Source organism: Streptomyces sp. NPDC002884 (assembly GCF_040295245.1).
GTDB lineage: Bacteria > Actinomycetota > Actinomycetes > Streptomycetales > Streptomycetaceae > Streptomyces.
Genome location: NZ_JBEOVB010000005.1, coordinates 88,891 through 111,224, shown reverse-complemented (window position 1 = coordinate 111,224; position 22,334 = coordinate 88,891). Strand labels below are relative to the sequence as shown.

The 22,334-nt window shown below is 75.4% G+C and carries 1 protein-coding gene; it reads left to right on the top strand.

All coding sequences use genetic code 11. The annotated features are described in order from the left end of the window. The first annotated feature begins 224 nt into the window (after positions 1 to 224). Positions 225 to 22,313 (top strand): non-ribosomal peptide synthase/polyketide synthase, encoded by a 22,089-nt coding sequence (locus ABT070_RS12960; protein ID WP_351758742.1) that lies wholly within the window; start codon positions 225 to 227, stop codon positions 22,311 to 22,313. Positions 22,314 to 22,334: the final 21 nt, after the last annotated feature.

Below are 22,334 nucleotides of genomic sequence, written 5' to 3'. Positions count from 1 at the left end.
TCCAGCCGGGGGGTGCCGTCGGGTCATCGCCCCTCGCGCAGACCCCTGTTGGCGGACCACCGGACAATCCTGTCAGCAGGTTAGGTGAGCATAACCTCAGCCGGTGTGACTTGGACCCGAGGTTCGAGAAGGGGGCTATCAAGTAAGGCAATGCTTACCTTACTATTCGAGCGGTCGCGGCTCCGCTGAGCCGTTCCACACCGCACCGGGAGGCACGGGCAGCTGTGTCGGGCAACACGCGTTCTTCTGCACAGGCGACGGCGACGGACTACTGGCGGCGGCGGTTCGCCGCACCGGTACCGCAGCCCGCACTGCCGCTGGACTTTCCGCATCCACCCCGCCAGGAGGGGCCGGCGCCGCGCGCGCGGCGCGCGGTCGCGCTGGAGCTGGAGGCGGCCGTCGACGAGGCGGCCCGACTCGCCGCCCTCGTGGCCCTGCTGCACCGCTACGGCGGTGCGGCGGCCACCGGGGCGGCGGTGGCGCACGACGGGCTGCCGCTGCGCGTCGAGGTCGACGGAGACACCCCGTTCGCCGAACTGTGCGCACGGGTCTCCCAGGCACGCACGCAGGCCGCGGCCCACCGTCTGCCGACCGCCGAGCTGCTGGCCCTCCTCGCCCCCGAACCCTTCCGCGGCGGCGGGCTGTTGTGCGCCACCGGCTTCGGCAGCGCGCCCTGGGACGAGGGCGGCCCGCTGGACCTGGCCCTGACCGTGGCCGACGGGGAGGTGTCGGCGGACTACCGGACCGACCTCTTCGAACCCGCCACCGTCGACCGGATCCTCGGCCACTACCGCACGCTCCTCGCCGACGCCCTCGCCCGCCCGGCCACCCCGGTCGCCGGCCTGGAACTCCTCGACGACGAGGAACGGCACCGGATCCTGTACGACTGGAACGACACCGCCCACGACGTCCCCGCGCTCACCTGGCCGCGGATGTTCGCCGAGCAGGTCGCCGCCCGTCCGCACGAGGTGGCCCTCGTCCACGAGGACGTCCGCCTCACCTACGCCGAACTCGACGCGCGCGCGGCCCGGCTGGCACACGCCCTGGTGGCCCGGGGCGCCGGGCCGGAGACCGTGGTCGCCCTCGCCGTACCGCGCTCGGCCGACATGATCGTCGCGGAGGTCGCCGTCCTGAAGGCGGGCGCGGCCTATCTGCCCGTCGACACCGACTACCCGGCCGACCGCATCGCCTACATGCTCGCCGACGCCCGGCCGGTCTGCCTCGTCACCACCGCCGAGATCCTGCCCGACCTCCCCCCGGACATCGATCCGCTGGTCCTCGACGCCCCGGACACCGTCGCCGAGCTGGCCGCCCGCCCCGCACACGGTCCGTCGGCCGCCGACGGGCTGACGGCCGCGCACGCGGCCTACGTGATCTACACCTCCGGCTCCACCGGCCGCCCCAAGGGCACCGTGCTCTCGCACGCCGGTGTCGCGGGGCTGGTCGCGACGCAGCGGGAACGCTTCGGGATCGGCCCGCACAGCCGGGTCCTCCAGTTCGCCTCGCCCAGCTTCGACGTGGCGTTCTGGGACCTGTGCCTCGGCCTGCTGTCCGGCGGCCGGCTGGTCGTCGTGCCCGCCGACCGCCGGGTGCCGGGCGCACCGCTCGCCGACTACGCGAACGAGCACGGCATCACCTTCATGATCCTGCCGCCCGCCCTGCTCGCCGCCATGCCCGACGACGTGCAACTCCCGCCGCAGGCGACGCTGCTGGCCGGTACGGAACGGGTGTCACCCGAGCTGGTCGGCCGGTACGCGCGCGGCCGGATGATGTTCAACGCCTACGGCCCGACCGAGGCCACCACCAACTCCACGCTGGGCCTGTGCGATCCCGACACCCCGCCCGGCACCATCGTGCCGATCGGCGTGCCCGACCCCGGGACCCGCGCCTACGTCCTCGACGACCGGCTGCGGCCGGTCCCCGCCGGTGTCACGGGAGAGCTCTACCTCGGCGGCTCCGGCCTGGCCCGCGGCTACCTCGGCCGCCCCGGCCTGACCGCCGAACGCTTCGTCGCCGCCCCCGCCGACCTCGCCGCCGCGCCCGGCGACCGGCTCTACCGCACCGGCGACCTGGTGCGCTGGAAGGCCGACGGACGGCTGGAGTTCCACGGCCGCGTGGACAGCCAGGTCAAGATCCGCGGCTTCCGCATCGAGCCCGGCGAGATCGAGTCCGTCCTGCGTTCCCACCCGGCCGTCGACCAGGCCGCCGTCGTCGTCCGCGAGGACCGTCCCGGCGAACGGCGCCTCGCCGCCTACGTCGTGCCCTCGCTGGAGGCCGGCCCGGAGGCGGACGCCGATGCCGGTGTCGCCGACTGGAAGGACCTGCACGAACTGCTGTACTCCGCGGCCGGTTCGGAGGGCTTCGAGGAGAACTTCGCCGGCTGGAACAGCATGTACGACGGGCTGCCCATCCCCCTCGCCGACATGCGCGAGTGGCGTGCGGCGACCCTCGACCGGATCCGCGCCCTGCGGCCCCGGCGCGTCCTGGAGATCGGCGTCGGCTCCGGCCTGCTGCTGTCCCGGCTCGCCCCGGACTGCGAGGCGTACTGGGGCACCGACCTGTCCGAGGAGGCCGTACGGGCCCTGGACGCCCAGGTGTCGGCCGTCCCCGGCCTCGCCGACCGGGTCACCCTGCTGGCCCGGCCCGCGCACGACCTGACCGGCCTGCCCGAGGGCCACTTCGACACGATCGTCGTCAACTCCGTCGTCCAGTACTTCCCCGGCGGCGACTACCTCACCGGCGTGCTGCGCGCCGCCGCCGCGCTGCTCGCGCCCGGTGGCGCCCTCTTCGTCGGCGACGTACGCAACCTGCGGCTGCTGCGCACCCTGAGCGCGGCCGTCGAGGGCGGACGGGTGCGGGAGGGAGCGGACGGCGACAAGGAGGCGTTGCGCGCCGCCGTGGACCGGGCGCTCGCCTGGGAGGGCGAACTCCTCGTCGACCCGGACTACTTCACCACGCTCGACGGCCTCACCGCGGACATCCGGATCAAGCGCGGCACCCACCACAACGAACTCACCCGGTACCGCTACGACGTGGTCCTGCGCCCGCGCGACGACGCCTACCCGCGGGTGCCCGAGTCGCCCTGGCCCGGGCTCGGTTCGGTCCACGCCCTCGACACGCTGCTCGCCGGTGATCCGGGGCAGCTGCGGGTCACCGGCATCCCCAACGCCCGGCTCGCCGACGACCTGGCCGCGCTCGACGCGCTCCGGGACAGCAGCAGACCGGCCGGCGCGCCCCACGGAGTGGACCCCGAGTCCCTCCACGAGACCGCCGCCCGGCACGGCTACGAGGCCACGCTCACCTGGAACGGGGACGCCGAGGACGGCAGCCTGGACGCCGTGTTCGCGCCCGCGGGGGAGGACCTCGCCGTTCGGTACCGCCCCGGCGGCGGCCACCCGCTCACCAACCGTCCGGCTCCCTTCCGCAACGTCACCGCGCTGATGACGGCCCTGCGCCGGCACGCCGCCGAGTACCTGCCCGACTACATGGTCCCGGCCGCCCTCGTCCCGCTGGACCGGCTGCCGGTCACCCCCAGCGGCAAGCTCGACGCCGCCGCCCTGCCCGTGCCGGACCTCACCCGGGCCGGCGCCGGACGGGCGCCCGCCACGGAGCGCGAGCGGCTGCTGTGCGGTCTGTACGCCCGGGCGCTGAAGGTGCCCTCGGTGGGCGTCGACGACGACTTCTTCGCGCTCGGCGGCGACAGCATCGTCGCCGTCCAGCTCCTCGTCCTGGCCCGCCGGGCCGGCCTGGAGCTGACCCCGCGCGACGTCTTCCGCCACCGCACGGTCGCCGAACTGGCAGGCGCCGCCCGCACCGCGGCGGCCGGCCCGGTGGACGACACCTCGTGGCGGCCGAGCGACGACGAACTCGCCTCCCTCCAGGGAGAGTCCGCCGTCACCGTCGAGGAGGCGCTGCCCCTCGGCCCGCTCCAGGAGGGCTTCTTCTTCCACGCCCTGATGGACGGCGCCGAACACGACACGTACGTCGTGCAGCAGGTCGTCGAGCTGTCCGGCCCGGTCGACGGCGCCCTCCTGCGCCAGGCGGCCCAGCGGCTCCTCGACCGGCACGCCCCGCTGCGCGCCTGCTTCCGGCAGACGTCCGACGGCCGCCCCGTCCAGATCATCGCCACCGGCCTCCGACTGCCCTGGCGCGAGGTCGACCTGACCGCACAGGACGACCTCGCGGTCCGGCGTGCCCTCGCCGAGGCCGTCGCCGCCGACGAGCGGGCCCACCGCTTCGACCTCGCCCGGCCGCCGCTGGTCCGCTGCGCGCTGATCCGCTTCGGGGACGAGCGCAGCCGACTGGTCCTGACGTTCCATCACATCGTGGCGGACGGCTGGTCCCTGCCGATCCTGCACCGCGAACTGCTCGCCCTGTACGGCGACGACCCGGCTCCCCTGCCCGAGGTCGCCCCGTACCGGGGCTATCTCCGCCGGATCGCCGGCGCCGACCGGGAGGCCGCCCGGACGGCCTGGCGCGCCGCGCTCGCCGGGGTCGAGGAGCCCACCCGGCTGGTGGAGGCCCCGGCGCCCGCCGGACCCGTCGAACCCGCCCAGATCCGGGTGGAGCTGTCCGAGCGGGTCACCGCCCGGCTCGCCGCCCGCGCCCGGGAACACGGCGTGACCCTGGGCACCCTCGTGCAGGGCGCGTGGGGACTGCTCGTCAGCCGTATGACGGGCCGTCAGGACGTGCTGTTCGGCACCACCGTGGCCGGACGTGACGCCGCCGTCGACGGCATCGAGTCGATGATCGGTCTGTTCATCAACACGCTGCCCACCCGGCTGCGCTGGACGCGGAGCGACACCCTCGGCGGGCTCCTGGAGCGGCTCCAGGAGGAGCAGAGCGCCCTGCTCGACCACCAGCATCTCGGCCTCGCCGACATCCAGCGGGCCGCCGGGCACACCGGCGGCGGCGAACTCTTCGACACCCTGGTGGTGTTCGAGAACTACCCCGGCGGCGAGGGCGCCCCGGGCATCACCGACCCCACCGGCGCGATCGCCGTCGCCGGGCACGCCTTCCACGACGCCGTGCACTACCCCCTGGCCCTCATCGTCAAGCCCGGCCGCCGTCTCGACCTGCGGCTGAAGCACCATGTCCGACGCCTGGACGCCGACGCCGCGCAGTCCCTCGCCGACCGGCTCACCCTCGTCCTGAACGCCCTGGCCGACGACCCCGCCGTCCGGGTCGCCGACCTCGGACTGCTCACCCCGCGCGAGCTGGCCGGCGCCCACCCGACGGGGGAGTCCCGGCAGGTCCCGGCCACCACGCTCGCCGCCGCGTTCGCCGCGCAGGCCGCCCGTACCCCGGACGCCACCGCCGTCGTCTTCGACGGCACCACCCTCACCTACGCCGAACTGGACGCGCGCGCCGGGGAACTGGCCGGTCGGCTGCGGGCCCGGGGGGCCGGCCGCGAACGGTTCGTCGCGGTCGCCGTACCGCGTTCGGCCGAGCTGATGGTGGCGCTGCTGGCCGTCCTGAAGTCGGGGGCCGCGTACCTGCCCCTGGACCTGGACTACCCGGCCGAACGGCTCGCGCACATGCTGGCCGACTCGGGGGCGGCCACGGTCGTCACGACGGCACGGGACGCGGGACGGCTGCCGTCGGTCGAGGGCCTAGACGTGATCGACGTGGGCGGCGCGAGCGCCACGACCGGTACGGACACGGCGGCGGGCGACACCGCGCAGGCCGGCCCCGTGGACCCGGCCCGCCCCGACGACCCCGCCTACCTCATCTACACCTCCGGCTCCACCGGCCGTCCCAAGGGCGTCGTCGTCACCCACCGCGCCATCGTCAACCGGCTGGCCTGGATGCAGGGCGCGTACGGCCTCGACCCCGACGACCGGGTGCTCCAGAAGACGCCGTCCAGCTTCGACGTGAGCGTCTGGGAGTTCTTCTGGGCGCTGTGCGAGGGCGCCGCCGTCGTCCTCGCCGCGCCGGACGGCCACCGCGACCCCGCCTACCTGGCCCGCCTGATCCGCGCCGAAGGCGTGACGACCATGCACTTCGTGCCGTCGATGCTGGAGGCGTTCCTCGCGTCCGACGAGGTCACCGCCGACCCCGCGTGGGCGGGCGGCCTGCGCCGCGTGTTCAGCAGCGGCGAGGCCCTGGCCGGGACCGCGGCCCGCCGCTGGCACGACCTCACCGGGGTGCCGCTGCACAACCTCTACGGCCCCACCGAGGCCGCCGTCGACGTGACGCACCACGCCTACGACGGCGCGTCCGACACCACCGTGCCCATCGGGCGGCCCGTGTGGAACACCGGCCTGCGCGTGCTCGACGACTGCCTGCGCCCGGTCCCCGACGGGGTGCCCGGCGAGCTGTACCTGACCGGCGTCCAGCTGGCCCGCGGCTACCACCGGCGGCCCGCGCTCACCGCCGACCGGTTCGTGGCCGACCCGTACGCCGACGAGCCCGGCACCCGCATGTACCGCACCGGCGACCTGGTGCGCCGCCGCCCCGACGGCACGATCGACTACCTCGGCCGCACCGACCGGCAGGTCAAGCTGCGCGGCAACCGGGTCGAACCCGGCGAGATCGAGGCCGTGCTGACCCGTCACCCGGCCGTCGCCCGGGGCGCGGTCGTCGTCCGCGACCAGCGCCTCGTCGCCTACGCGGTCCCGGCGGCCGGAACCGCCGTCGACCCCGCCGAGCTGCGCGCCGCCCTCGCGGACGCGCTGCCCGCGCCCCTGGTCCCCGAGGCGTACGTCCTCCTCGCCGACCTCCCGCTCACCCCGAGCGGCAAGCTCGACCAGGCCGCGCTGCCCGCCCCCGAGGCCGAGCGCGCCGCCCGCCGGGAGCCCGCGGGCCCGCTGGAACGCCGGCTCACCGAGATCTTCGCGGCCGTCCTCGGCATCGAGGACGCCGGCCCCGACGACGACTTCTTCCGGCTCGGCGGCGACAGCATCAGCTCCATCGGCGTCGCCGGCCGGGCCCGGGCGGCCGGCCTGGACCTCAGCCCGCGCGACGTGTTCACCCACCGCACCCCCGCGGCCCTGGCGGCGGCGGCCGGTGCCGTGACGGCGGCCCCGGCCGCCGACCGGGCCCCCGCGGCCCCCTTCACCCTCACCGACGCCGAACACGCCCGCGTCCGCGCCCTGGCCGCCCCGGCGGAGGTCGCCGACGTCTGGCCGCTGGCCCCCCTCCAGGAGGGCCTGTTCTTCCACTCCGCGTACGACGAGGGCGCCCTCGACGTCTACACCGTCCACGAGACCTTCGACTTCGCGACCCGGCTCGACACCGGACGGCTGCGCGCCGCCGTGCGCACGCTCCTCGCCCGCAACCCGGGCCTGCGCGCCGGCTTCACCAGCGAGGGCCTCGACCAGCCGGTGCAGTTCATCGTCGAGGACCCGGAGGTCCCGCTCGAGGAGGTCGACCTCTCCCACCTCCCCGCCGCCGAACAGGACGTACGGCTGCGGGAGTTGACGGACGCCGAGCGCGAGAGCCGGTTCGACCTGTCGGCGCCCCCGCTGTTCCGGCTGCTCCTGCTGCGCCTCGGCGCGGAGCGCGGCGACCGGCTCGTCATCGGCCGCCATCTGATCCTCTGGGACGGCTGGTCGGCCTGGCTGTTCCTCGACGAGCTGTTCGCGCTCTACGAGACGGGCGGCGACGCGGGCGCCCTTCCCCGCCCCGGCAGCTACCGGGACTACCTGACCTGGCTGGAGCGGCAGGACGACACGGCCGCCACGGCCGCCTGGCGCACCGCCCTGGCCGGTCTCGACGAGCCCACGCTGCTGGCCCCGGCCGCAGCCGACGGCCTCGAACCGGTCATCCCCGACCAGCTCGACCTACGCCTGTCCGCCGAGCTCGGCGACCGGCTGCGGGAGGCGGGCCGCGCCCACGGGCTGACCCTGAACACGCTCCTCAACGCGGCCTGGGGGCTCACCCTCGCCTCCGCCACCGGCCGCCCCGACGTGGTGTTCGGCACCACCGTCGCCGGCCGGCCCAGCGAGGTCCCGGACGTCGGCGACATCATCGGGCTCTTCCTCAACACGGTCCCCACCCGGATCGTCCTCGACCCCGCCGAGCCGGTCCTCGGACTGCTCCGCCGCATCCAGGGCGAACGCCTCGACCTCATGCCGTACGAGCACCTCAGCCTCGGCGTGCTCCAGGCCGAGACCGGACACCGCAAGCTCTTCGACACCCTGTTCGTGCTGCGCAACAACGACACCGAGGAACGGCTGGCGGACCTGCGCACCCGGCACGGCGCCACGGCCGTCGCCAACGTCGACGCCACCCACTACCCGGCCAACCTCGTCATCACCCCGGGCCACCGGATCGCCGTCACCCTCACCCACCGGCCCGACCTCGTCCCCGCCGACCGGGCGCGCGCCCTCCTCGACCGCTTCGCGCTGCTCCTCGACCGTCTGAGCGCCGACCTCACGGTGCCCGTCGGCTCCCTCGACCCGCTGCTGCCCGCCGAACACGCGGCGCTGCGGGCCCAGTCGGCGGCGAGCCGGGTGCCCGACCCCGAGGACACCGTCGCCGACCTGCTGGCCGCGCAGGCCGGACGCACCCCGGACGAGCGGGCCCTCGTCTTCGGCGAGCGCACCCTGACGTACGCCGAACTCGACGCGGCCGTGAACCGCACGGCACGGCTGCTGATCGACCGGGGCGCGGGCCCCGAGCGGGTCGTCGCCCTCGGGCTGCCCCGCTCCCTGGACATGGTGGTCGCGCTCTTCGCGGTCCTGCGCACCGGCGCCGCCTACCTGCCGCTGGAGCTGGACCACCCGGCCGACCGGCTGTCCCTGATGCTCGCCGACGCCCGCCCGCTCCTGCTGCTCACCACCACGGCCGTCTCCGCCACGCTGGACGGCGGCATGACCCGGGTCCTGCTCGACGACCCGGACACGAAGCGGGAGCTGGCCGCCCGGTCGGACGCTCCCGTCCGGCTCCGCTTCAGCCTCGAACACCCCGCGTACGTCATCTACACCTCCGGCTCCACCGGCCGCCCCAAGGGCGTCGTCACCCCCTACCGGGGCCTGACCAACATGCAGCTCAACCACCAGAAGGAGATCTTCGCCCCGGCCATCGCCTCGGCCGGCGGCCGACGGCTGCGCATCGCGCACACCGTGTCGTTCGCCTTCGACATGTCGTGGGAGGAACTGCTCTGGCTGGTCGAGGGCCACGAAGTGCACGTGTGCGACGAGGAGTTGCGCCGGGACGCCGAGGCACTGGTCGCCTACTGCGAGCGGCACCGCGTCGACGTCGTCAACGTCACCCCCACCTACGCCCGGCTGCTGATCGAGCAGGGCCTGCTGACGGGCCATGTCCCGCCGCTGGTGCTGCTGGGCGGCGAGGCCGTCCCGGAGACGGTGTGGACGGCCCTGCGCGACACCGGGGGGACGTACGGCTACAACCTGTACGGGCCGACCGAGTACACCATCAACACCCTCGGCGGCGGCACCCTCGACAGCGACACCCCCACCGTCGGCAAGCCCATCCGGGGCACCCGCGCCCACCTCCTCGACGCCTGGCTGCGCCCGGTGCCCGAGGGCGTGCCCGGCGAGCTGTACATCGCCGGCATCGGCCTGGCCCGCGGCTACCTCGACCGGCCCGCCCTGACCGCGGAACGCTTCGTGGCCGACCCGTTCGGGGAGCCCGGCGAACGCATGTACCGCACCGGCGACCTGGTGCGCCGGGGCCCCGACGGCAACCTCGACTTCCTCGGCCGCACCGACGACCAGGTCAAGATCCGCGGCTACCGCATCGAGCCCGGCGAGATCGAGACCGCCCTCAGCCGCCACCCGCTGGTCGCCCAGGCCGCCGTCGTGGTCCGCGACGAACGCCTCGTCGGCTACGTCGTGCCCTCCGGCGCCGACTCCGCGGAGCGCTCCGCGGCCGAGGCCGCTCAGGTCGGGGAGTGGCAGGAGATCTACTCCGACGAGTACGAGGAGATCGGCACCGCCGTCTTCACCGAGCGCTACGACGGCTGGGACAGCTCCTACGACGGGCAGCCCATCCCCTTCGAGGAGATGCACGAGTGGCGCGAGGCCACCCTCGCCCGCATCGGCGCCCTGCGGCCCCGCCGCATCCTCGAGATCGGCGTCGGCTCGGGCCTGCTGCTCTCCCGGCTCGCCCCGGACGCCGAGGCGTACTGGGCGACCGACTTCGCCGCCCCCGTCATCCGCAAGATCGGTGAGGAGGTGCGGCGCGACCCGGCCCTGGCCGCCAAGGTCGAACTGCGCTGCCGCCCGGCCGAGGACCTCGGCGGCCTGCCCACCGGATACTTCGACACGATCGTCATCAACTCCGTCATCCAGTACTTCCCGAGCATCGACCACCTCGCCGCCGTGCTGCGCGGCGCCATGGACCTCCTCGCGCCCGGCGGCGCCCTGTTCGTCGGCGACGTCCGCAACCTGCGGCTGGCCCGCACCTTCCACACCGAGATCCAGCGCGCCCGCGGCACCGCCGAGGCCGACCTGGAGGCGGCGGTGGAGCGCGGGCTGCGGCTGGAGAAGGAACTCCTCGTCGACCCCGACTTCTTCACCACCCTCGGCTACGGGGCGGACCTGCGCACCAAGCGCGGCCACCACCACAACGAGCTGAGCCGGCACCGCTACGACGTCGTCCTGTACGCCGACGAGCCGGACGTACGGCTCGACGATGTGCCGGTGGTCGACTGGGCCACGGCCGACACCATCGGCGAACTCGTGCGCGGGGACTGGTCCGGCGCCGAGAGCATCGGCGCACTGCTCGGCGGCAACTGGTCCGCGACCGGCGGCGCCGGCCGGCACCCGCGCGGCGAACGGCCCGCGGGCCTGCGCCTGACCGGCGTGCCCGACGGCCGGATCGCCGAGACGGGCGTCGACCCCGAGCACCTGCACGAACTCGGCGCGGCCGCCGGATACCGGGTGCTGACCACCTGGTCGGCGCGGCCCGGTACGTTCGACGCGGTGTTCCTGGCCGACGCCGACGCCGACGCCCATGCCGACGCACCGCGTCTGGTCGGCGGCCTGTTCCGCGCCGGCGGCGGCACCCGCCCCTACGCCAACGACCCCACCGCCGCCCGCGAGGCGAGCGCCCTGGTGCGCCGGCTGCGCGAGGACCTGGGCCGCGAACTGCCCGACTACATGGTCCCGGCCGCCTTCGTCACCGTCGACGGCCTGCCGATGAACGCCAACGGCAAGCTCGATGTGCGGGCCCTGCCCGACGCCGAGCCCGCCGTCGCCCTCGGCGGCGGACGCGGCCCGCGCACCCCGCGGGAGGAGGTGCTGTGCCGCCTGTTCGCGGAGGTGCTGGGGCTGCCCGAGGTCGGTGCCGAGGACAACTTCTTCGACCTGGGCGGCCACTCGCTGCTCGCCACCCGGCTGGTCAGCCGCGCCCGCACCGAACTGGGCGCCGAACTCGCCATCCGCGACCTCTTCGAGGCGCCCACCCCGGCGCTGCTCGCGGGCCGCGCGGACCAGGCGAGCCCGGCCCGGCCGGCCGTCGCCCCCGTCACCGACCGGCCCGCCCGCATCCCGGTGTCGGCCGCTCAGCGCCGGCTCCTGCTGGTCGAGCAGATCACCGGAAGCGGCGTGGCCTACAACTTCCCGCTGGTCTTCCGGCTGCGCGGCGCCCTCGACACCGAGGCGCTGGGCACCGCCCTGCGGGACGTCGCCGGGCGCCACGAGGCGCTGCGCACCGTGTTCCCCGTGCACCAGGGCGAGCCGTACCAGCGGATCGTCCCGGCCGCCGAGGCGTTCCCCGACTGCACGGTGACCGACTGCGCCGAGGAGGCGCTGCCCGCGCTGATCGAGGCCGCCCAACGCCGCCCCTTCGACCTGTCCGCCGAACTGCCGCTGCGCTGCGAGGTGTTCCGGCTGGGCCCGGACGACCACGTGGTGGCCGTCGTCCTGCACCACATCACCACCGACGAGTGGTCCGACCGGCCCTTCCTCGCCGACCTCAGCGCCGCCTACGCGGCCCGCCGTGAGGGACGGCCGCCCGCCTGGGCGCCCCTGCCGGTGCAGTACGCCGACCACACCCTCTGGCAGGACGACCTGCTCGCCCGGACCGGCGAGAGCCAGCTCGCCCACTGGGCGGACGCCTTGCGCGGCCTGCCCGACGAGCTCGCCCTGCCCGCCGACCGGCCGCGTCCGGTCGAGCCGACCGGGCGCGGCGGCAAGGTCCGCCTGGAGCTGCCCACTGCCACCGGCCACGCCCTGCGTGACCTCTCCGGAGCCACCGGGACCAGCATGTTCATGCTGTTCCAGGCCGCCACCGCGGCGCTGCTGCACCGGCTCGGCGCGGGGGACGACATCCCGCTCGGCGCGCCCATCGCGGGCCGCACCGACGAGGCGCTCGGCGACCTGGTCGGCTTCTTCGTGAACACCCTGGTCCTGCGCACCGACCTGTCCGGCGAGGACCTCACGTTCCGGCGGCTGCTGGGCCGGGTGCGGGAGTCGTCCCTGAAGGCCTTCGAGTACCAGGACCTGCCCTTCGACCGGGTCGTTGAGGCCCTCAACCCGCCCCGGGTGGCCGGCCGCAATCCCCTCTTCCAGGTCATGCTGGGCTACCACCACCGCCCCGACGGCGACCCGGACGTGCTCGGCCTGCGGACCGAATGGTTCGACATGGACACCGGCATGGCCAAGTTCGACCTCCACTTCACCTTTGTCGACGAGACCGGCCGCGACCGTGTCGTGCTGCTCCTGGAGTACGCGGCCGACCTCTTCGACCACGGGACGGCCGAGCTGCTCGCCCGCCGTGCGGCGCGGCTGCTGGAACACGTCGCGGCCGAACCGGACCGCCCGGTGCGCGACCTCCCGCTCCTGGCGGAGGCCGAACGGGCGCAGGTGCTTCAGGAGTGGAACGCCACCGCGCACCCCGTCCCGTCCGCCACCCTGCCCGGCCTCTTCTCCGCCCAGGCGGCGCGCACCCCGCAGGCCACGGCGCTCGTCTTCGAGGGCGAGCGGCTGACGTACGCGGAGCTGGACGCCCGGGTGGAGCGGACCGCACGGGTGCTGGCCGGGCTGGGCGCGGGCCCCGAGCGGATCGTGGCCGTCGCGCTCCCGCGCTCGCCCGAACTGGTCGTCGCCCTGCTCGCCGTCCACCGCGCCGGAGCCGCCTATCTTCCCCTCGACCCGGACTACCCGGAGGAACGCCTCGCGCTGATGGTCGAGGACGCCCGTCCGGTGTGCGTGATCCGCGACGGCCTGCCGACCGGCCCGGAGGAGGACCTGCCCGCGGCCCACGATCCGGCGCACCCCGCGTACGTGATCTACACCTCCGGCTCCACCGGCCGCCCCAAGGGAGTCGTCGTCCCGCACGAGGGCATCGTCAACCGGCTGCTGTGGATGCAGCACGCCTACGGCCTGACGTCCGCCGACCGGGTCCTGCAGAAGACGCCCTCCAGCTTCGACGTGTCGGTGTGGGAGTTCTTCTGGCCCCTGATCACCGGCGCCGCCCTCGTGCTCGCCCGGCCCGAGGGCCATCGCGACCCGGCCTACCTGGCCCGGCTGATCCGCGAACAGGACGTCACCACCGTCCACTTCGTGCCCTCCATGCTCCAGCTGTTCCTGGAGGAGCCCACCGCCGCGCAGTGCGTCGGCCTGCGCCGGGTGATGTGCAGCGGCGAGGCCCTGCCCGTCGGCCTGGCCCACCGCTTCCACGAGGTCCTGACCGCCGAGCTGCACAACCTCTACGGGCCGACCGAGGCGTCGGTCGACGTGACGGCCGTCGAGATCGGGCCGGACGCGCCGAGCGTGCCGATCGGCCGCCCGGTGTGGAACACCCGGGTGTACGTCCTCGACGCCGGGCTGCGCCCGGTGCCCCCCGGCGTCCCCGGCGAGCTGTACCTCGCGGGCGTCCAGCTGGCCCGCGGCTACCTCGACCGGGCCGCGCTGACCGCCGAGCGGTTCGTCGCCGACCCGTACGGGGCGCCGGGTACCCGCATGTACCGCACGGGCGACCTGGCCCGGTGGACGGCCGACGGGACGGTCGCGTACCTGGGCCGCACCGACGACCAGGTGAAGGTGCGCGGATTCCGCGTCGAACCCGGCGAGATCGAGGGAGCCCTGACCCGGCACCCAGCCGTCGCCCACGCCGTCGTCGTGGTCCGTGACCAGCGGCTGGTGGCCTACGTGGTGCCGGACCGGGACGCCGGACCGGTGGACGCCACGGCGTTGCGCGCCCATACGGGCGCCGCGCTCCCCGCGCACATGGTGCCCGCGGCCTTCGTCCCGCTCGGCGCGCTGCCCCTCACCCCCAACGGCAAGCTCGACCGGCGGGCCCTGCCCGCACCCGACTTCACGTCCGCGGGCGCGCAGGGCGCCCCGCCGCGCGGCCCGCGCGAGGAGATCCTCGGCGGACTCTTCGCCGATGTCCTCGGCCTCGACCGGGTCGGCGCCGACGACGACTTCTTCACCCTCGGCGGGCACTCCCTGCTCGCCATGCGCCTGGTCAGTCGCGTCCGTACGGTCCTCGGAGCGGACCTCACCGTCCGCACCGTCTTCGAGGCACCCACCCCCGCGCTGCTCGCCGCGCGGCTCGACGACCGGGCCGGCGGCCTGCCCGCCCTGGTCCCCGCGGACCGGCCCGAGGAACTCCCGCTGTCCTTCGCCCAGCAGCGGCTCTGGCTGCTGCACCGCATCGAGGGGCCGGGCGCCACCTACAACATCCCGGCGGCCTGGCGGCTGACCGGCGCCCTCGACCCGGACGCGCTGGCCGCCGCGCTGAACGACGTCGCGGTACGCCACGAGAGCCTGCGCACGGTCTTCCCCGAGGACGACGGCCGGGCCCGCCAGGTCGTGCTCGACCCGTCCCGTGTCACGGTCCCCGTCCGGCACAGCCGGGTCACCGAGAGCGAACTGCCCGGCCGGCTCGCCGAGGCCGCCGCGCGGGGCTTCGAGCTCGACCGCGACCTTCCGCTGCGCGCCCACCTGTTCGCCCTGGACCCGGACGAACACGTCCTGCTGCTGGTGCTGCACCACATCGCCGGCGACCAGTGGTCCGACGGCCCCCTCTGGCGGGACCTGGCCCTCGCCTACGAGGCCCGCCGCGCGGGACGGCCGCCCGCCTGGGCGCCCCTGCCCGTGCAGTACGCCGACTACGCCCTCTGGCACCGCGAGGCACTCGGCGACGCCGACGCGCCGGACAGCCGCCAGTCCCGCCAGCTCGCCTACTGGCAGGGCGCACTCGCGGGCCTGCCGGAGGAACTTGCGCTGCCCGCCGACCGGCCCCGGCCGCTGGAGAGCAGCCACCGCGGTGGCGCCGTCGGGCTGACCGTCGACGCCGGACGGACCCGGGACCTGCGTCTGCTGGCCCGCCGTCACGGCGTCAGCATGTTCATGGTCGCCCAGGCGGCCGTCGCCGCGCTGCTGCACCGGCTCGGCGCCGGAGCGGACATCCCGCTGGGCGCACCGGTCTCGGGGCGCTCCGACGAACACCTCGAAGACCTGGTCGGCTTCTTCGTGAACACCCTCGTCCTGCGCACCGACCTGTCCGGCGACCCCACCTTCGCCGAGTTGCTCGCCCGCGTCCGGGAGACCGACCTCGCCGCCTACGAGCACCAGGACCTGCCCTTCGAACGCCTGGTGGAGGCCGTCAACCCGGTCCGCTCACTGGCCCGGCACCCGCTGTTCCAGGTGATGGTCGTGCACCTGGAGAACTCCGGCGCCACGCCCGCCCTGCCCGGTCTGACCGCGCACCGCGAACCGCTCGGCCAGCAGGGCGCCAAGTTCGACCTCAGCTTCGACTTCGTCGAGCAGGGTGAGGAAGGGCTGCGGTGCTGGATCGAGTACAGCGCCGACCTCTTCGACGAGTCCACCGTCGTACTCCTCGCCCGGCGGCTCGAATCGCTCCTGGAACAGGTCGCCACCGACCCCGGCCGCCGAGTCGGCACCCTCGACGTGCTGCGCGAGGACGAGCGCGCCCTGGTCCTCACCGAGTGGAACGACACCGCGCGGCCCGTCCCCGGCCTCACCCTGCCGGAGCTGTTCCGCGCCCAGGTCGCCCGTACCCCCGAGGCCACCGCGGTCGTCTTCGAGGACACCGCCCTCACCTACGCCGAACTCGACCTGCGGGTGGAGCGTCTCGCCCACACCCTCGCCGCGCACGGGGCGCGGGCCGAGGCCACCGTGGCCGTCGCCCTGCCGCGCTCCCTCGCCCTCGTGGTGGCGCTGCTGGCGGTCCACCGCTCGGGCGCCGCCTACCTGCCCCTCGACACCGGCTACCCGGCCGAGCGGCTCGCGTACACGCTCACCGACGCCCGCCCGGTCTGCCTGGTCACCGCCGACGGGGTCACCCTCCCGGACACCGGCGTGCCCACCCTCACGGTGGACGCCGACGGCGCCCCCGACCACCCGGCGCACGCCCCCCTGCCCACCGCCCACGACCCCCGCCACCCCGCCTACGTCATCTACACCTCCGGCTCCACCGGCCGCCCCAAGGGCGTGACGGTGCCCCACGAGGGCATCGCCAACCGGCTCCTGTGGATGCAGGACACCTACCGTCTCGGCGCCGCCGACCGGGTCCTGCAGAAGACCCCGGCCGGGTTCGACGTGTCGGTCTGGGAGTTCTTCTGGCCGCTCGTGGCCGGCGCCGCGCTGGTCGTGGCCCGCCCCGAGGGCCACCAGGACCCGGTCTACCTGGCCGGCCTGATACAGCGGCAGCGCATCACCACGGCGCACTTCGTGCCGTCGATGCTGCGTGCCTTCCTCGACGAACCGGCCGCGGCCGGGTGCACCGGGCTGCGCCAGGTGATGTGCAGCGGCGAGGCGCTGCCCGCTTCGCTGGCCGCCCGCTTCCACCGGACCCTGCCGGGCAGCCGGCTGCACAACCTGTACGGCCCGACGGAGGCGTCCGTGGACGTCACCGCCCACGAGGTGCCCGCCGACCCGGCCGCCGTGCCGATCGGCCGCCCGGTGTGGAACACCCGCACCTACGTCCTCGACGCCGGGCTGCGCCCGGTCCCGCCCGGCGTGGCCGGCGAGCTGTACCTGGCGGGCGTCCAGCTGGCCCGCGGCTACCTGGGCCGCCCCGGCCTGACCGCCGAGCGGTTCGTCGCCGACCCGTACAGCGGCGAGCCCGGCGCCCGGATGTACCGCACCGGAGACCTGGCCCGCTGGACCCGGGACGGCGCCCTGGAGTACCTCGGCCGCGCCGACGACCAGATCAAGCTGCGCGGCTTCCGGATCGAGCTCGGCGAGATCGAGACCGTCCTCGCGGCCCACCCGTCCGTCGGCCACGTCAGCGTCGTCCCGCGCGACGCGCACCTGATCGCGTACGTGGTCCCGGCCGGGGACGGCGCGCCGGTCAGTGCGGCGGCGCTGCGCGCCCACGCCGCCGCCGTGCTGCCCGACCACATGGTCCCGGCCGCCGTCGTCACCCTCGACGCCCTCCCGCTCACCCCCAACGGCAAGCTGGACCGCCGGGCGCTGCCCGCCCCCGACTTCGCCGCCGGGGTGACCGGCACCCGGCCGCGCACACCGCTGGAGGAGACCCTCGGCGCGCTCGTCGCGGACGTCCTCGGCCTCGAACGGGTCGGTGTCGAGGACGACTTCTTCTCCCTCGGCGGCGACAGCATCGTCGCCATGCAGCTGGTCGCCCGCGCCCGCGCCGCCGGACTCGCGTTCAGCCCGCGTGACGTGTTCCGGCACAAGTCCGTCGCGGGACTGGCCACCGTGGCCGCCGACACCGGCACCGGCACCAACACCGGCACCAACACCGCGGACCCGGACGACAAGCCGCTGCTCGACCTCACCGACGACGAGCGCGCCGAGCTCGCCGCCCTGCCCGCCGGGACCGAGGTCCTGCCCGTCTCCCCGCTCCAGGCCGGCCTGCTCTTCCACGCCGCCCTCGACTCCGGCGAGGAGGGCCCCGACGTGTACACCGTCCAGGTCTCCTACGACCTGGAAGGACCGCTGGACGCCGACCGGCTGCGGGCCGCCGGACAGGCGGTGCTCGACGCGCACGAGAACCTGCGCAGCGGCTTTCGGCACCTGTCCTCCGGGCGGCCCGTCGCCGTCGTACCGCGTACCGCCGTGCTGCCCTGGCGGCAGCTCGACCTCACCGGCCCGGACACCGGCACCGGCACCGGCGGGGCCGACGACCCGGACGCCTGGACGCGGCTGCTCGGTCAGGAGCGGCGCCGCTTCGACCCCGAACGCCCGCCGCTGCTGAGGCTGTTGCTGGCTCGGCTCGGCCCGGACCGGCACCGGCTCGTGCTCTCGCACCAGCACCTCCTGCTGGACGGCTGGTCGCTGCCGCTGCTCACCGCCGAGCTGTGGACGCGCTACGAGGGCCGCACCCCGGCCGCGCCGGCCCCGTACCGCGAGCATCTGCGGCTGCTGGCCGCCCAGGACCCGGCCGCCTCGGCCGCCGCGTGGGCCGAGGCCCTCGGCGGTCTAGCCGAGCCCACCCGGCTCGCGCCCGCCGACGCCGACCGTGCCGCCGCCGTGCCGCACACCCACACCGTCGAACTGGACGCCGTCCGCACCGCGGAGCTGGAGGCGTTCGCCCGGGGCCGGGGCGTCACCCTCAACACCCTCGTCCAGGCCGCCTGGGGCGTCCTCCTCGGCCGGCTCACCGGACGGGAGGACGTGGTGTTCGGCGCGACCGTCGCCGGCCGCTCGCCCGCACTGGCCGGGGCCGAGTCGATGATCGGCCTGTTCATCAACACCGTCCCCGTCCGCGTGCGGGTCCGCCCGCGGGAGAGCACCGCCGGCCTGCTGGCCCGGCTCCAGGACGAGCAGTCCCGGCTCATCGACCGTCAGCACCTCGGCCTCGCCGACATCCAGCGGGCCGCCGGACTCGGCGAACTCTTCGACACCCTGGTGGTGTTCGAGTCGTACCCGGTGGCCGAGGCGGACGAGGAGGGCGACGGGCCGCGCGTCACGGTCCGCGACCACGAGGACTCCACCCACTATCCGTTCGCGTGGGCCGTCGAGCCCGCCGAACGGCTGCGGCTGACCGCCGAGTTCCGTCCCGAGCTGTTCACGCCGGCCACCGTACGGCGGATCACGGACGCCCTGACCGCCCTGCTCACCGGCATGGCGGCCGACCCCGACCGCCCGGTCGGGCGCCTCGACCTGCTCGGCCCCGCGGACCGGCACACCGTCCTCGAGACCTGGAACGACACCGCGCTGCCCGTACCGGTGGCCGGGCGGCCGGCCACCGTGCCCGCCCTGTTCGCCGCCCAGGCCGCCGCCGCACCGGACGAGACAGCCGTCACCGACGCCTCGGTGACCTGGACGTTCCGCGAACTCGACGCCCGCACCGACCGGTTGGCCCGGATCCTCGCCGGGCACGGCGCGGGCCCCGAGCGGATCGTGGCGCTCGCCCTGCCCCGCACCGCCGACCACATCGCCGCGATCCTCGCCGTGATGAAGGCGGGCGCCGCCTATCTGCCCCTCGACCCCGACCTGCCCGGGTCCCGGCTCACCGGCATGCTCGACGACGCCCGCCCGGTCCTGGTCCTGGCCACCGAGGAGACCGCCCGCGCGCTGCCCGCCACCGAGGTCCCGGTGCTGCTCCTCGACGCCCTGGCCGGCGCCCTCACCGACGCGTCGGGCGCCGCCCCGGCCGACGGCCCGCCGGAGGCGGAACCCACCGCCCCCGCCCCCGACCACCCCGCCTACGTCATCTACACCTCCGGCTCGACGGGCCGCCCCAAGGGCGTCGTCGTCACCCAGCGCGGTGTCGCCAACCTCTTCCACAGCCACCGCCACGACCTGCACGAAGCGGCCCGGCGCCGCACCGGACGCCGGCATCTGCGCGTCGGGCACGCCTGGTCCTTCTCCTTCGACGCCTCCTGGCAGCCGCAGCTGTGGCTGCTGGACGGGCACGCCCTGCACATCGCGGACGACGAGACCCGCCGCGACCCCGAACTCCTCACCGCCTTCATCCGCGACCGGGGCATCGACTTCATCGAGGTCACCCCCTCGCTGCTCGCCCGGATGGCGGACAGCGGGCTGATCGGCCCCGGGGGCGACTGCCCGCTCTCCGTGGTCGGCTTCGGCGGCGAGGCCGTGCCCCCGTCGCTGTGGGCGCGGCTGGCCGCGCTGCCGGACACCGAGGCGTTCAACCTGTACGGCCCCACCGAGGCCACCGTCGACGCGCTCGTCGGCCGGGTCCGCGACAGCGCGAGCCCGGTCGTGGGACGCCCCGTCCACCACTCCCGCGCCTATGTGCTGGACACCGCGCTGCGCCCGGTCCCGCCCGGCGTCACCGGCGAGCTGTACCTGTCGGGGCCGGGCCTGGCCCGCGGCTACCTCGGCCGGCCCGACCTGACCGCCGAGCGCTTCGTGGCCGACCCGTTCGGGGCGCCCGGCGCGCGCATGTACCGCACCGGCGACCTGGCCCGCTGGACCGAGGACGGCCTGCTGGAGTTCGCCGGCCGCACCGACGACCAGGTCAAGATCCGCGGCTACCGGGTCGAACTCGCCGAGATCGAGGCCGCGCTGGACACCCACCCGGCCGTCGCGCAGACCGTCGTCGTGGCCCGCGAACCCCGGCCCGGCGTACGGCAGCTCATCGCGTACGCCGTCGTCCCGGACGGTACGCGGGACCCGGCCGGGCTGCGCGCCCATGCCGCCGCCGCGCTGCCCGACTACATGGTCCCGGCCGCCGTGGTCGCCCTGGACCGGCTGCCGCTGCTGTCCAACGGCAAGGTCGACCGGGCGGCCCTGCCCGCCCCGGACTTCACCGCCGCGGGCGGCGGCCGGGCCCCTGAGAGCGACGCCGAGCGCACCCTGCGCGACCTGTTCGCGGACGCCCTCGGGCTGCCCGCCGAGGCGGTCGGCACGGACGACGACTTCTTCGCCTTCGGCGGCGACAGCATCATCGCCATGCAGCTCGTCGCGCGTGCCAGGGCCGGCGGCCTGCGGGTCACCCCCCGACAGGTCTTCCAGCACCGCACCGTCGCCGCGCTGGCCGCCGTCGCGGTCCGGCTCGGCGCCGACGAGCGGCACGCGGCCCACGACGACGGCACCGGCACCGTCCCGCTCACCCCGATCATGCGCGCCCTGCTGGAACGCGGCGGCCCCGTCGCCGCCTACCACCAGGCGGCCCTGGTCCGCACCCCGGCCGACCTGACCGAACCGGGACTGCTGGCCGTGCTCACGGCGCTCGCCGCCCGGCACGACATGCTCAGGGCCCGGCTGGTCCGCGACCCGGAGCGGACCCTGCGGGTGCTCCCGGCCGAGGATCTCGACGTCGGCTCCTGGCTCACCCGGGCCGACGTGCGCGGCGCGGACGAGGCCGCACTGCGCGCCGCGATCTCCGCGCACGCCGGGACGGCCCGGGCCGGGCTCGACCCGGACGCCGGGGCGATGGTGCGGGCGGTCTGGTTCGACGCCGGACCGGGACACCCCGGCCGGCTGCTGATCCTCGTCCACCACCTGGTGATCGACGGCGTCTCCTGGCGGGTCCTGCTGCCCGACCTCGCCACCGCCTGGGCCGCAGTCCGTGCCGGTCGCACCCCCGAACTGGCGCCCGTGGAGCTGTCGTTCGCCCGCTGGTCACGGCTGCTGGGGACCCGCGCCGGCGATCCGGCGGCCGAGGACGAGCTGGAGTGGTGGACCTCCGCCCTCGCCGAGGGCGCCGGCCTCCCCCTGGCCCGCCCCCTGGACTCCGTCCGGGACACGGTCGCCACCACCCGCTATCTCTCCCTGACCCTGCCCGCCGACCTCACCGGCCCCCTGCTGAGCCGGGTCCCGGCCGCCTTCGGCGCCACGGTCAACGACGTCCTGCTCACCGCGTTCGCCCTCGCGGTCGGCGACTGGCGGGCCCGGACCCCGGGCGCCCGGGGTCCGGGCGGACCGGTCCTGGTCGATCTGGAGGGCCACGGCCGTGAGGAGGAACTCGCGGGCGACGCCGACCTGTCCCGTACGGTCGGCTGGTTCACCAGCGTCGTCCCGGTACGGCTCGACCCGGGCGCCGCCGACCCGGCGGACGCCTTCGCGGGCGGCCCCGCGCTGGACGAGGCCCTGGCCCGGATCCGCGCCCACCTCTCGGCACTGCCCGTGTCCGGCATCGGCCACGGCCTGCTGCGGCACCTCAACCCCCGGACCGGCCCCGGGCTCGCCCGGCTCGGCGAACCGCAGATCGAGTTCAACTACATGGGCCGCTTCGAGCACCCGGAGGCCGCCGACTGGTCCTACGCCCCCGAGGCCGACGCCGCCGACCTCGACGCGGACCCGGGCATGCCGATGTCCCACGCCCTCACCCTCAACGCCCTCACCGAGGACCGTCCCGAGGGGCCGGAACTGAGCGCCCACTGGGCGTACGCGGCCGAACTCCTCACCGAGGACGCCGTACGGGACCTGGCCCACACCTGGTTCCGGGCGCTGGAGGCGGTCGTACGGCGGGCGGCCGCCCTCGACAAGCCCTGACCGAAGCGCACTTGCCCATGA